The sequence below is a fragment of the Nocardiopsis lambiniae genome, from assembly GCF_031845465.1.
Taxonomy (GTDB): Bacteria; Actinomycetota; Actinomycetes; order Streptosporangiales; family Streptosporangiaceae; genus Nocardiopsis; species Nocardiopsis lambiniae.
Genome location: NZ_JAVREP010000004.1, coordinates 114,519 through 127,617, shown reverse-complemented (window position 1 = coordinate 127,617; position 13,099 = coordinate 114,519). Strand labels below are relative to the sequence as shown.

Below are 13,099 nucleotides of genomic sequence, written 5' to 3'. Positions count from 1 at the left end.
GGGTCAGGGCGCCGGGTAGGGGTGCTCGCGCAACCGCCGGGCGAGATGGGCCGCGTTGCGGGCCAGGGTGGCCGTCGCGGCGGCGACCGCCTCCGGTGTCCGCTCCAGGTCGATGTAGTCCTTCGGGTTCATCGCCTCGTTGTTCCAGTAGGTGCCGCCCTGGGCCGGAATGGTGAAACCGATGTCGCCGAGCGCCTGGAACAGGTCCGCGGTGATCTTGTGCGCACCGTCCTCGTTGCCGACCACCGCCGTCACGGCGACCTTGCCGAACATGCTCGGCCGACCCCCGTCGTCGGTCTCGGACAGCTCGGCGTCCAGGCGCTCCAGGACGCGCTGGGCGACGCTGGACATGTGGCCGACCCAGGTGGGCGTCGACACCACCAGGATGTCCGTGTCGAGGACGCGTCGGCGGATGCCCGGCCACGCGTCACCGCCGCCCATGTCGGTCTCCACGCCGGGACGGACGTCGAAGTCGACGACGCGGACGGAGCCACCGGTGACGCCCTGCTCGGCCAGGGCGTCGAGGACCTGTCGTGCCATCAGTTCGCTGCTCGAAGGAGCCGGCGAGGGTTTGAGGCTGCACACGAGGGCCAACGCGTTCAAGGAATCCATGCGGGATGGATACCCAACAGATCGTGTTCATCCGCCTACTCAAGGCGATTTTCTGTGAAGGTGCCCGGCGGCACGTGAGCGGCGGCCGGGGGAGGCGGCGGACGAACGGTGCGCACGCCGCCGCGACCAGGGCCGGGCGGCCGACACGAACGCCCGGTGCGTCCCGGCGGAGCGCCCGGCGGTGCTCCGCCCCGGATCATCCGGTGCGGTGGACGGCGGTGGAGCCGCGCACGACCAGTTCGGGGGTGAACAGTATCCGCTCGTGGACGTGGTGCTCGGGATGGTCGAGTTCGGAGTTGAGCAGGCGCATCGCCGCCCGGCCCAGCCGGTACTTGGGCTGGGCGACCGTGGTCAGGCCGGGGTGGATCAGGTCGGCGAAGTCGACGTCGTCGTACCCCATCACCGAGAGGTCGTCGGGGACCCGCAGGCCGCGTCTGCCCAGCCCCTTCATCAGGCCCAGGGCCAGCTGGTCGTTGGCGCACAGCACCGCGCTCGGCCGCTGGCGGGGGCCGCCCGCCAGCACCGCGTCCACGGCCTGCTCGCCCTGTTCGGGGTTGAGCAGGGGGCGTTCGACGACCCGCACCGCCTCCTCGGGGTCCATGCCCGCCTCCTCGAAGGCCGTCCGCAGTCCCTCGTGGCGCTGCCGTACCTGTTCGATGGAGAAGGGTCCGGCCAGGAACGTCACCTGCTCGTGGCCCAGCCCGATGAGGTGCCGACCGGCGATCAGGCCGCCGGCCAGGTTGTCGACGCTGACGCTGCACCCCACGTCCTCGCCCACGTCGCCGCGGTCCAGGGCCACCCAGGCGGTGCCCTGTCGGCGCAGCCAGAGCAGGTCGGACAGATCGTCGTCGACGGGCATCACCACCGCGCCCGCGGCGCGCTGTTCGGCCAGCAGGCGGATGTTGCGGCGCTGGCGGTCACGGGCCTCGGCGGAGTTGAGCAGGACCACGGCCAGCCCCTGGGTGGCGGCCTCGTCCTCCACGCCGCGGGAGACCCCGGTGAAGAAGGGGTTGGTCACGTCCAGGACCAGCAGGCCCACCGAGCTGCTGCGGCCCGAGCGCAGGCTGCTGCCCGAGGAGTTGCGCACGTAGTCGAGTTCGGCGATGGCCGCCTCGACCCGGCGCCGGGTGGCCGAGGCCACCCGCTCGGGGCGGTTGAGCACGTTGGAGACGGTACCGGGGGAGACGCCCGCGTGTCTGGCGACCTCGGTGATCCCCACCTTGGGGTGGGAGGGGCGGGCGCTGCTGGACAAGGGGTTCTCCCGGGCGGTCTTCGGGGGCGAGGGCCCTCGCATGGTATCGGCGTGTCCCCCGGCGGGGCCGCACGGATCGCACGCTTGCGCCCCCATGGTCACACCTGGTTTGAAACGTGTCAACGAAAACGCCCTCGGTGACCCCTCGTGTGTCGAAGTGTGAGGGTCTCCCAGATATCCTCAAGCGGTGATCACCCGCTCCCGGTCTGGTGTTTTCCAAGGTCTCCCCTTGACGGGTGGGTGTGTGCCACTTAACATCCAGTTCATATTAAAACGTTTTTGAGGTTCTGGTTCGGGGAGTGCTCCCCGAACGGAACCCCCCGCACCGGAGAAGGAGGGCCACGTGGACCCATCGGAGGTCCCCCCACCCCTCGCGCTGGTCGACGTCACCAAGTCCTTCGGCAGTGTCCGCGCCCTGCGCGGGCTGTCCCTGGAACTGCGCGCCGGAGAGATCCACGCGCTCGTCGGGGAGAACGGGGCGGGTAAGTCCACCCTGGTCAAGACCATCGCGGGAGTGCACCGACCCGACACGGGCCGGATCCTGGTCGACGGAGACCCCACGGTCTTCACCGCGCCCGCCGACGCCCAGCGCGCCGGCGTCGCCGTCATCTACCAGGAGCCCACGCTCTTCCCCGACCTGAGCGTCGCCGAGAACATCTTCATCGGCCGCCAGCCGCGCACCCGCCTGGGCACCATCGACAAGGCGCGCATGCGACGCGAGACCGCCGAGGCGTTCACCCGGCTGGGCGTCGACATCGACCCCGACCGCCCGGCCAACGGCCTGTCCATCGCCGACCAACAGCTCGTCGAGATCGCCAAGGCCATCACCCGGCGGGCGCGCGTGCTCATCATGGACGAGCCCACCGCCGCGCTGTCCGGGGTGGAGGCGCGGCGCCTCTTCACCGTCGCCCGTACCCTGCGCGACTCCGGGGCGGCGCTGCTGTTCATCTCGCACCGCTTCGACGAGGTGTTCTCGCTGTGCGACCGCATCACCGTCGTCCGCGACGGCGCGTTCGTCTCCTGCGACCCCACCGCCGAACTGGACGTCGACACCGTGGTGCGCCGCATGGTCGGCCGTGAGGTCACCAGCCTCTACCCCAAGGAGGAGGCCGAACACGGCGACGTCGTCCTCGAAGTGGAGGGCCTGACCCGCACCGGCGTGTTCGCCGACGTGTCGTTCTCCGTGCGCACCGGTGAGATCGTCGCCCTGGCCGGGCTGGTCGGCGCCGGACGCAGCGAGGTCGTCCGCGCCGTCTTCGGCATCGACCACTACGACGCCGGCGGTGTCCGCGTCGAGGGCGCGGCACTGCCCGCCGGCCGGCCCAAGGCCGCCATCGAGGCGGGCATGGCCCTGGTCCCCGAGGACCGGCGCCACCAGGGGCTGATCATGGAGTCCTCCATCGGCCGCAACGCCACCTCGACCCGACGCCGCGTGCTCAGCCGCTTCGGGCTGCTGCGCTCCCGCGACGAACGCGACACCGCCCGCGCCTGGGGCGAGCGACTCAACCTCAAGTACGGCCACATCGACGACGCCGTCGCCACCCTCTCGGGCGGCAACCAGCAGAAGGTCGTCCTGGCCAAATGGCTGTCGACCGAACCCCGCGTGCTGTTCATCGACGAGCCCACCCGGGGCATCGACGTCGGCACCAAGGCCGAGGTCCACCGTCTGCTGTCGACCCTGGCCGGTCAGGGCCTGGCCATCGTCATGGTCTCCAGCGAACTCCCCGAGGTCCTGGGCATGGCCGACCGGGTCCTGGTCATGCACGAGGGCCGCATCACCGCCGAACTCGACCGCGCCCAGGCCGACGAGGAGTCGGTCATGTACGCGGCCACCGGACAGCGACCGAGTGAGGCCGCATGACGCACACGTCCACCGCCGTCCCCGAGTCCACCGCCGGGGAGCCGCCGGAGAACACCGGCCGCACCGCCCGGACCCGGCGCCAGTTCCGTGAGATCGGCGTGCTCCTGGCCGTCGTCATCCTCATCACGGCCACCTGGCTGCACAACCCGGGCTTCCTTTCCACCCAGGGCGTGCGCGACCTGTTCCTGGGCGCCACCGTCCTGGTCATCCTGGCCATCGGCCAGTCCCTGGTTCTCATCACCAAGAACGTCGACCTGTCGGTCGGATCGGTGCTGGGTCTGTCGGCCTTCGGTACGGCGGCGCTCTTCGCGGCCTTCCCCGGACTGCCCGTCCCCGTCGGCATGATCGCCGGTGTGGCCATCGGCCTGCTGTGCGGCCTGTTCAACGGTCTGCTGGTCACCACCGTCAAGGTGCCCGCCCTGGTCGTCACCCTGGGCACCCTGTACATCTTCCGGGGCCTGGACCACTGGTGGGCCGGTGGATCGCAGATCAACGCCGCCGACATGCCCGCCGCGTTCCTCCGGCTCGGCCGGGTGGGCTTCCTGGGCGTCCCGTTGCCCGCGCTGGTCGCCATCATCGTGGCCATCGCCGTCGGCGTGTACCTGTCCCACTACCGCAGCGGCCGTGAACTCTACGCCATCGGCTCCAACGCCGAGGCCGCCCGCCTGTCCGGCATCCCCGCCGGCCGACGGGTCGTGCTCGCCTTCGCCCTCAACGGCGCCCTGGCCGGACTGGCCGGCGTCCTGTTCACCGCCCGCTACGGAACCGTCGACTCCACCGTCGGCACCGGCATGGAACTCCAGGTCGTGGCCGCCGCCGTCGTCGGGGGCGTCGCCCTCACCGGTGGTGTGGGCACCATCTTCGGCGCCGTCCTGGGCGGCGTCCTGATGACCACCATCACCGCCGCCCTGCCCATCTGGCAGATCAACCCGTTCTGGCAGCAGGCCGTCGTGGGCGTGCTCATCCTCGCCGCCATCGGCCTGGACCGGCTGCTCGCGCTCCGCACGGCGCGCAGGCTTCGAGGAGGAGGTGCCCGTGGCGCCTGACACGACCGTCCCCGCTCCCGACCGGGAGCGGATCCGCGCCACCGCGCCGGAGTCCCCGATCCGGTCGGTACTGTCCACCCAGGGCGTCCCGGTGCTGGGCGCGCTCATCGTGGTCGCCGCGATCGCCGTCCTGTTCGTGGACATGTTCGGCACCCCGCGCAACGTCAACTTCCTGGTGCTCAGCATCGCCGCGATCGCGATGATCGCCCTGCCGATGACGCTCATCGTCATCACCGGCGAGATCGACCTGTCGGTGGCCAGCACCCTGGCCCTGACCAGCGCCACCCTCGGCCTCCTCTGGGAGTCGGGGACGCCGCTGGAGACCGCGATCCCCATCGCCCTGCTCCTGGGGCTGGCCCTGGGCGCCTTCAACGGGTTCCTCGTCACCGTGTGCGGGCTGCCGTCGTTGGCCGTCACCATCGGGACCATGGCCCTGTACCGGGGCCTGGCGTACGTGCTCCTGGGCGACCGCGCCGTGGCCAGCTACCCGCAGGACTGGGTGAGCGGGGTGCGCCAGCCGTTCCTCGGTGTCCAGGGGCTGCCCTGGATCGCCGTGGCCGTCCTGGTGATGGCGCTGCTCTTCGCCGTCCTGCTGCACGTCACCGCGTTCGGCCGGTCCCTGTACGACATCGGCCACAACGCCGAGGCCGCCCGGTTCACGGGCGTCTCGGTGAAGTGGACCAAGTTCTGGCTCTTCACCCTCAGCGGCGTGGTCGCCTCCGGCGCCGGCGTCTTCTGGACCCTCCAGTACGGCACGTCCCGGGCCGACACCGCCATGGGCCTGGAACTCCAGGTCGTCGCGGCGGTCCTGCTCGGTGGCGTGTCCATCTTCGGCGGCGTCGGATCGGTGCTCGGCGTCATGTCCGGCGTGCTGCTCCTGGGCGTCATCCGCAACGCCCTCCAACTGTTCGGCATCGGCAGCGACGTGTTGCAGATCGTCACCGGCTCCATCCTCATCGCCTCCGTCGTCACCCCCAACATCGTGGCCCGGGTGCGTTCCCGCCGCACATCCGAGGTCCCCACCGGAACCGTCCCCGGTGACCGTCCACTCAACGGAGAAAAGTCATGACACACCGTCCCCGTCACCTCTTCCTGGCGGCCTCCGCGTTCGCCGCCGTCCTGATGACGGCCGCCTGCGGTGGGACCACCATCGACGACGCCCAGGACGCGGGCGGCACCGGCCCCACCGGCACCGCCGACCCCGACGCGGAGATCCCCGAGGGCCTGAAGATCGACTTCCTGCCCAAGCAGCTCAACAACCCCTTCTTCGACATCGTCAACACGGGCGGCACCGAGGCCGTCGACGAGCTCGGCGGCGAGGCCACCGAGCGCGGCGGCACCGAGGCCACGGCCGACTCCCAGGTGGAGTACATCAACGCCGCCAGCCAGGCCGGCAGCGACGTCATCGTCATCGCCGCCAACGACCCCGACGCGGTCTGCCCGGCCCTCAACGAGGCCCGCGACAACGGTGCCGCCATCGTCGGCTACGACTCCAACGCCAACTGCACCGACGTGTTCGTCAACCAGTCGACCACCGAACTGGTCGGCCGCACCCTGGTGGAGATGATCTCCGAGGACCTGGGCGGCGAGGGCACGTTCGCCGTCCTGTCCGCCACCCCCAACGCCACCAACCAGAACGCCTGGATCGCGGCGATGGAGGAGGTCCTGACCGAGGACGAGTACGCCGACCTGGAACTGGTCGACGTGGTCTACGGCAACGACGACGACCTCCAGTCCTTCCAGGAGATGCAGGGCCTCATCCAGGCCCACCCCGACCTGGACGGCGTGGTCTCCCCGACCACCGTCGGAGTGGCCGCCGCCGCCCGCTACATCAGCGACTCCGAGTACAAGGGCGACTTCGCCGTCACCGGTCTGGGCACCCCCAACCAGATGAGCGAGTTCGTCCACGACGGCACCGTCGACCGGTTCGCCCTGTGGAACCCGCTCGACCTGGGCTACCTCGCCGGCTACACCGGCGCCGCCCTCAAGGCCGGGCAGATCACCGGTGCGGCGGGGGAGACCTTCACGGCCGGGCGTCTGGGCGAGTACACCTTCGAGACCGACGGTGAGATCGTCCTGGGCCCGCCGCAGGTCTTCGACGCCGACAACGTCGACGACTTCGACTTCTGACGGATCCCGACCGAGGAAGGGGGACGACCGTGCAGCGCGTCTGCTTCGTCCTGAAGGTCCGCGAGGACCGGCTGAAGGAGTACGAGGAGCGGCACGCCGCCGTCTGGCCCGAGATGCGCGAAGCGCTCACCGAGGCCGGGTGGGGCAACTACTCCCTGTTCTCCGCGGGGGACGGCACGATCATCGGCTACCTGGAGACCGAGGACTTCGAGCGGGCCCGTGAGCTCATGGCCCGCACCGAGGTCAACGCCCGCTGGCAGGCCGAGATGGCGCCCTTCTTCGAAGGGCTCGAAGCGGCCCCGGACGCGAGCATGGTGCCGCTGACCGAGGTCTTCCACCTGCCCTAGAGGCGGCGACCCGAGAGGTCGGGTGCGCGCACGGCGCGGCGGTCACCGTCCTGGACCGCCGCGCCGTCGCGTGTGCGCGGCCGAGTCCCTCGGAGTGTCGGGGGGTCCTTCGGGCGCTCGCGGGCCAGGCTGGTACCGTTCCGTCCCGCTCCGTCCGACGTACCCGAGGTGGTCCCGTGCAGATCGTCACCGTCGTCCTCGCCGCGATCGCCGCGCTCCTCCACGTCTACATCTTCGTCCTGGAGTCGCTGCGCTGGACCGCGCCGTCCACCCGCCGGATCTTCGGGACCTCGGCGGAGGCCGCCGAGACCACGCGCGAACTCGCCTACAACCAGGGCTTCTACAACCTGTTCCTGGCGATCGTCACCGTGGTCGGCCTGGCCCTGTGGGGTCCGATCCCGGCCGCCGGCACCGCCCTGATCCTGGCCGGCACCGGCTCCATGCTCGCCGCCGCCCTCGTCCTGGTCACCCGGGACGCCACCAAGACGCGCGCCGCCATGATCCAGGGGACGGCCCCCGCCCTGGCCGTCGTCTCCGTCCTGCTCGCCCTCTGACCAACGGCCCTCACCACACCCGGTCGGCGCTGACGCGCGCCCGGTCGACCGCCGCGCGCGGGCCCCCTCCACACCGGGCCGTGGCCCGGCGGCGGGACGTCGGCGGCCCGACCCGGCCCCTGCCCTGCGAGAGTGGTGACCCGCGGGCACGGCACGGGTGCCCGACGCACAACGAGAACGAGAGGAAGGCACACGATGATCCTCATCGTCGTCAAGTTCCGGGTCGAGCCCGAGGTCGGGGACGGGTTCCTCGACGCTGTCGCCGACTTCACCGCGGCCACCCGCGCCGAACCCGGCAACCTGTGGTTCGAGTGGTCCCGCAGCGTCGAGCGCGAGAACGAGTTCGTGCTGGTCGAGGCGTTCAAGGACGGCGCGGCCGAGGCGCACGTGAACAGCGACCACTTCCGCGCCGGCCTGGCCGCGATGAGGCCGCTGCTCACCGAGACCCCGTTGATCGTCAGCCGCGCGGTCGAGGGCGAGGGCTGGGACCGGATGGGCGAACTCACCGTCGACTAGTGGCGTTCCCCTGAGTTCCCGATGCCCGGACTCGGTTCCGCGATGACGGGCACGGGGACCCGGCCGCCGTGTAAGGGCTCCGCGCGGGTGACGCGCCACGCCGCCGTGCGCGGGTTACGGGCACCTCGACGGACGATCGGTGAAGATGGCGCCGTGGACTACCCGAGTCCCATGGTTCGCTTCCCGCCGGCCTCGCGGCACCGGGACGGCGCCTGGGTGGGCGTCGGACAGGGCCGCGCGGTCCGCGCCGACGCCGCGCGCTCCCGAGCGCGGTGCCCGCTCGCGGAAGGCCCCCGAACCCCTCCTCGACGCCCCCGTCACCGCCGCCCGGGGGGGAGCCACCACCGGCAACCGCAGGAACGAGAGGTGAGATCGGTGGCCACCGATGACGGAGGACGGGATCGTCAGGACGACGCGGCGAATCCGCGGACGCCGGCGGACCCGGAGAGGACCGAGCCCGGACGGAGCCGGCTCAAACCGGCCGTGTTCTTCGGCTCGTCGATCCTGATCATCGCACTCTCGATCTGGGCGATCATCACTCCGACGGGCGCCGAGTACGTCATCGGCACCGTCGTGGGGTGGATCAGCCAGGTGTTCGGCTGGTACTACTTCCTCGCCGCCACCCTGTACCTGGGGTTCGTGGTGTTCGTCGCGGTCTCCCGGTACGGCACCATCAAGCTCGGCCCCCAGCACTCCCGGCCGGACTACGGGGTGTTCGCGTGGTCCGCCATGCTGTTCGCGGCGGGGATCGGCATCGATCTGATGTTCTTCTCCGTGGCCGGTCCGGTCACCCACTACCTGGCCCCTCCCGAGGGCGACGCGCAGACCGTCGAGGCGGCGCGGCAGGGCGTGGTGTGGACGCTCTTCCACTACGGCATCACCGGGTGGGCGATGTACGCGCTGATGGGCATGGCCCTCGGCTACTTCTCGTTCCGCTACCACCTCCCCCTGGCCATCCGCTCGGCCCTGTATCCGCTGATCGGCAAGCGCATCCACGGCCGCATCGGTGACGCGGTCGACCTGGCGGCCATCATCGGCACGATCTTCGGCATCTCCGTGTCGCTGGGCATCGGCGTCGTCCAGCTCAACTACGGGCTGAACTTCCTCTTCGGCATCCCCGAGGGGACGGCGGCGCAGATCGGCCTGATCCTCATCGCCGTGCTCGTGGCCACGGTGTCGGCCGTGGCGGGCGTCGACCGGGGCATCCGGCGGCTGTCCCAGCTCAACGTCGTGCTCGCCATCGTCCTGATGCTCTACGTGCTGGTCTTCGAGAATCCCGTCCAGCTGCTCAACGCCCTCGTGCTGAACATCGGCGACTACGTCAGCCGGTTCCCCTCGATGACGCTGAACACCTTCGCCTACGACCCGCCGATCGCCTGGCTCAACGACTGGACGCTGTTCTTCTGGGCCTGGTGGGTCGCGTGGGCGCCCTTCGTCGGGCTCTTCCTGGCCAGGATCTCGCGAGGCCGCACCATCCGGCAGTTCGTGGCGGCGACCCTGGTGGTCCCGCTGCTGTACACGCTGACGTTCCTGTCGGTCTTCGGCAACAGCGCCCTGAGCATCGTGCGCCAGGGCGACCTGGCGTTCGGGGAACTCGCCATGAACGAACCCGAACGGGGGTTCTACACACTGCTCACCCAGTACCCGGGTGTGCTGTTCAGCGCCGGGCTCGCGACGGTCGTCGGCCTGCTCCTCTACGTCACCTCGGCCGACTCCGGCGCGCTGGTGATGGGCAACCTCAGCTCCCACCTGCCGACACCGATCACCGACGCGCCGGCGTGGCTGCGCGTCTTCTGGGCGTCGGCGACCGGCCTGCTCACCCTCGCCATGCTCCTGGTCGGCGGGTTGGACACGCTGACCAGCGCGACCATCATCATGGGGCTACCGTTCTCGTTCGTGATGCTCCTGATCGTCTGGGGCCTGTACAAGGCGCTGCGGATCGAGAGGTTCCGGCAGGACGCGTTCCGGACGACCCTGTCGTCCTCGCTGTCGGACCGGACCGCGATCGACCGCCGGGGCACGGAGCGCAACTGGCGCCAGCGGATCGCGAGGGCGGTGAGCTTCCCCGGCGAGCGTGCGGCCACCAGGTTCGTCCGGGAGGTGTGCCGACCCGCGTTCGAGGACGTCGCCGAAGGGCTGCGCGACCAGGGCGCGGAGGCGTCGGTGACCGAGGTGGCCGACGAGGAGGCCGGGATCCCGCACCTGGAGCTGAGGGTGCCGATGGGCTCCGAGGAGGAGTTCACCTACCGGGTGTGGCCGATCGTGGTCCCCACCCCGGCGTTCGCCATGCGCTCGCTCGCCGAACACGACACCTACGTGCGCTTCGAGGTCTACCTCACCGAGGGCAGCCAGGGCTACGACGTGATGGGCTACACCAAGGAGCAGCTCATCGCGAACATCCTCGACGAGTACGAGCGGCACCTGGAGTTCCTGCGCCTGCACCGGGACGCGCAGGCCCGCTCGGCCATGCCCGGCCACGGGCCCGGTACGGCCGACGTCCAGGCCGAGGAGGGGTCGTGAGGCCGTTCCCGCGGTCCACGCACCCGATCGCGCCGTGGTGAGGGTTCGACCCCCGCGCACCGTTTCGGCCTTCCGTCGGGGGGAGCGGACCGCGTGCGGGCCGAAAAGACGAGGCGTACCCGGGAAGGGGGCACGACCGGCTCCACCGAGCGGGCGGCGATGACGGCGCGCGTGTGGCCCTCGGTCCGCATCGCCCCGCGCGAGTCGTCCGCCCCGGCGGACCGGCGCGGGTCCGTCAGCGGTCCGAGACCGCCGTCGACACGCTGGAAGGGCCGCACGGCGGACGCGCACCGACAGGGGTGCGCGTCCGCACGGGGCGAGGCCCGCTCGTCAGGGCCGCGGCGATCGGGCGCGACCGGGAGACCGGCGCACCCGTGGAGCGGTCCCCGACCGCCCACGATCACCGAGGCCCCCGGCCCCGATCATCAGGAGGCGGGTGTGCCCGTGGTCGTCTCCCGTCCGACCCGTTCGGGGCTTCGGGGGGCCGGTACGCCTTCGGGCGCGCTCGGGCCGGTCAGCTGTTCGGGCGCGGGCACCTCGGCGGCGTCCATGCCGTAGCCGACCGCGCGGATCCCCCCGTCGGCCCCCTCGACGCCGCGCCGCCCGTCCGGGGACGGAGCGGACGCGTCGAACCCGCCCGCGAGTGCCGGGGACCCGGAGAACGCGCCGCTGTCGTCCACGATGGCGTAGCGCAGCCCCGCCTTGAACGTCACCACGTTCTTCTCGTCGTCCGAGCAGAAGGTGTGGTCGGGGTCGTCGCGCACCACGTAGATCACGTGCTTCTCGGCGTACATGGCCGTGACCCGACCGGCGGCGGCGTTCCCGTCCACCTGCACCGACTGCTGCTGCATCTCGGTGTTCGCGAAGGAGCGCGAGTAGCCCAGGGTCGTCGTCACCGACCCGCTCACCTTGACGCCGACGCCCTCCACCGACACACCGGCCTCGAAGCCCACCGTGATGCCGACGCTCTTGCTGTAGGTACGGGTCTGGGTGTCGGTGACGCCCCAGGAGACGGTCTGCCCCATGTGGCCGTCCCTGCTGCTGCCGCGCAGGTCCAGCGCGGCCACCAGCGTGTAGGAGCGGCGGCGGCGCAGGGTGTAGGTGGGCGAGTTCTCGACGATCCAGGCTCGGGACTTGGTGCGGTCGTCGACCGCCACGCAGGGTACGAGGACCTCGCGGTCGATGATCGCGTTCTGCTCCTGGGGGATGTCGTCGGGGTCCGTGATCCTGGGGCGGGCCAGGTTCCCGCCCCGGGTGACGGGGAGGGGCAGGTTGAGCACGTAGACCTGACCCGGGTCCTTCCCGATGGGGAGCCCCATCATGTTCAGGCCGCAGAACCAGAACCCCGGGTCGGGCGCGATCAGGACGCTGTCCTTCTCCAGGGTCTGCCGGGGCCGCTTGGTGCGCAGCAGCTCGAAGATCATTCCGTGGTCCACCGCGACGATGTACTTGTCGCCGGGCACCGCGTAGTCGACGCCGTCGATGGTCTCCTTGACGCAGGCCAGGTGTTCCTTGGGCACGCGCTTGAGCCAGGAGAACTGGTGGTCCGGCGCGTCGGAGAAGGCGTGGTAGCCGGCGGGCGGGACGACCCGGTGGCCCCAGTCGAGCTTGTGCCAGTCCTGGGCCGGTCGGACCGCCCCGCTGGAGGGGTCAGTGGACCTGATCCAGGTGGTGATCCCCTTGGTGTCGATGCTTCCGGTCAGTGCGTAGTAGTTCTCGTTGGGACGGGCGGTCTCACCGGTGGAGAAGATCGCGGTGATCTCCCCGAACACGCATTCCTTGGAGTAGGGCATGGGCCTCTTCCTGTGGTGCCGGGGGCGCGGCGCCCGGCCGGGCCGATCGGCGTGCAAGGCCGGGCGCCGCGCCCCGTCTGCCAGGGCGTTGTGTGCCGACAGGGGGCAGAACCGCGTACGCGACGCCGACACCGCCATGGTCTCCGCGGCGGGCGGGATCGCGCCGGCGCCGCGCGGTTCCCTCCGCGGATCGCCGCACGCCGGGTGCCCACGTGCGGAGGACACGGGACAAAGGCCCGCCGAAGCGAGGGACCGGTTACCCGGGTTAGGGGACACCCGTAACGCGTACGAAGGGCCCCGCCCACGGGCGGCGGGTGTGATCACGTCGGGGCGGTCTCGACGGCCGCGCACACCGGTGTGCCGCGTCATGCCCGCGAACCGCGCGCGCCGGCCCCGCCCGCCCGGCCGGGCGGGGCCGGCGGGATGTGACCGACGTGCGCGCGGACGTGACCGGGCCCACGGGGCTCC

11 protein-coding genes are annotated in these 13,099 nt (G+C 71.1%); 8 read left to right on the top strand and 3 right to left on the bottom strand.

The window, feature by feature from the left end; all coding sequences use genetic code 11:
* Positions 1–3 precede the first annotated feature (3 nt).
* On the bottom strand, positions 4–612 hold the full coding sequence (locus RM479_RS08245; RefSeq protein ID WP_311511127.1) for a flavodoxin family protein: 609 nt from the start codon (positions 610–612) through the stop codon (positions 4–6).
* A 196-nt stretch (positions 613–808) separates the two neighbouring features.
* Positions 809–1,864 (bottom strand): LacI family DNA-binding transcriptional regulator, encoded by a 1,056-nt coding sequence (locus RM479_RS08240; protein ID WP_311511126.1) that lies wholly within the window; start codon positions 1,862–1,864, stop codon positions 809–811.
* A gap of 343 nt (positions 1,865–2,207) precedes the next feature.
* Between RM479_RS08240 and RM479_RS08235 the strand changes: the two genes are divergently transcribed.
* From RM479_RS08235 to betT, 8 genes are all read left to right on the top strand, one after another.
* Positions 2,208–3,725: a sugar ABC transporter ATP-binding protein gene (locus RM479_RS08235; protein WP_311511125.1), complete on the top strand. Its 1,518-nt coding sequence runs from the start codon at positions 2,208–2,210 to the stop codon at positions 3,723–3,725.
* Positions 3,722–4,771, top strand: coding sequence for an ABC transporter permease (locus RM479_RS08230; RefSeq protein WP_311511124.1), 1,050 nt, complete (start codon positions 3,722–3,724; stop codon positions 4,769–4,771). Before RM479_RS08235 ends, RM479_RS08230 begins: the two co-directional genes overlap by 4 nt.
* A complete protein-coding gene (locus RM479_RS08225; RefSeq protein ID WP_311511123.1) occupies positions 4,755–5,840 on the top strand; it encodes an ABC transporter permease in 1,086 nt (361 codons plus the stop codon). The genes RM479_RS08230 and RM479_RS08225 overlap by 17 nt, the downstream gene beginning before the upstream one ends.
* Positions 5,837–6,901 carry a rhamnose ABC transporter substrate-binding protein gene (gene rhaS / locus RM479_RS08220; RefSeq protein WP_311511122.1) on the top strand — a complete coding sequence of 355 codons (1,065 nt, stop codon included), beginning with the start codon at positions 5,837–5,839 and terminating at the stop codon, positions 6,899–6,901. The genes RM479_RS08225 and rhaS overlap by 4 nt, the downstream gene beginning before the upstream one ends.
* Before the next feature lie 29 nt (positions 6,902–6,930).
* A complete protein-coding gene (locus RM479_RS08215; RefSeq protein ID WP_274812378.1) occupies positions 6,931–7,248 on the top strand; it encodes an L-rhamnose mutarotase in 318 nt (105 codons plus the stop codon).
* 176 nt (positions 7,249–7,424) lie between these two features.
* Positions 7,425–7,802, top strand: a complete 378-nt coding sequence (locus RM479_RS08210) for a DUF1304 domain-containing protein (protein WP_311511121.1) — start codon at positions 7,425–7,427, stop codon at positions 7,800–7,802.
* 195 nt (positions 7,803–7,997) lie between these two features.
* Positions 7,998–8,318, top strand: a complete 321-nt coding sequence (locus tag RM479_RS08205) for a putative quinol monooxygenase (RefSeq protein WP_274812380.1) — start codon at positions 7,998–8,000, stop codon at positions 8,316–8,318.
* A 375-nt stretch (positions 8,319–8,693) separates the two neighbouring features.
* Entirely contained in the window at positions 8,694–10,838 is a 2,145-nt protein-coding gene (gene betT, locus RM479_RS08200) for a choline BCCT transporter BetT (protein WP_311511120.1), read from the top strand.
* 425 nt (positions 10,839–11,263) lie between these two features.
* On the opposite strand, the gene RM479_RS08195 is transcribed toward betT, so the two are convergent.
* On the bottom strand, positions 11,264–12,631 hold the full coding sequence (locus RM479_RS08195; RefSeq protein ID WP_311511119.1) for a hypothetical protein: 1,368 nt from the start codon (positions 12,629–12,631) through the stop codon (positions 11,264–11,266).
* Positions 12,632–13,099 lie beyond the last annotated feature (468 nt).

What these genes read in the sequence shown, in the direction of transcription:
- RM479_RS08245 (WP_311511127.1), bottom strand. Translation starts at nt 612, where the DNA reads ATGGATTCCTTGAACGCGTTGGCCCTCGTGTGCAGCCTCAAACCCTCG.
- RM479_RS08230 (WP_311511124.1), top strand. Translation starts at nt 3,722, where the DNA reads ATGACGCACACGTCCACCGCCGTCCCCGAGTCCACCGCCGGGGAGCCG.
- rhaS (WP_311511122.1), top strand. Translation starts at nt 5,837, where the DNA reads ATGACACACCGTCCCCGTCACCTCTTCCTGGCGGCCTCCGCGTTCGCC.
- RM479_RS08205 (WP_274812380.1), top strand. Translation starts at nt 7,998, where the DNA reads ATGATCCTCATCGTCGTCAAGTTCCGGGTCGAGCCCGAGGTCGGGGAC.
- RM479_RS08195 (WP_311511119.1), bottom strand. Translation starts at nt 12,631, where the DNA reads ATGCCCTACTCCAAGGAATGCGTGTTCGGGGAGATCACCGCGATCTTC.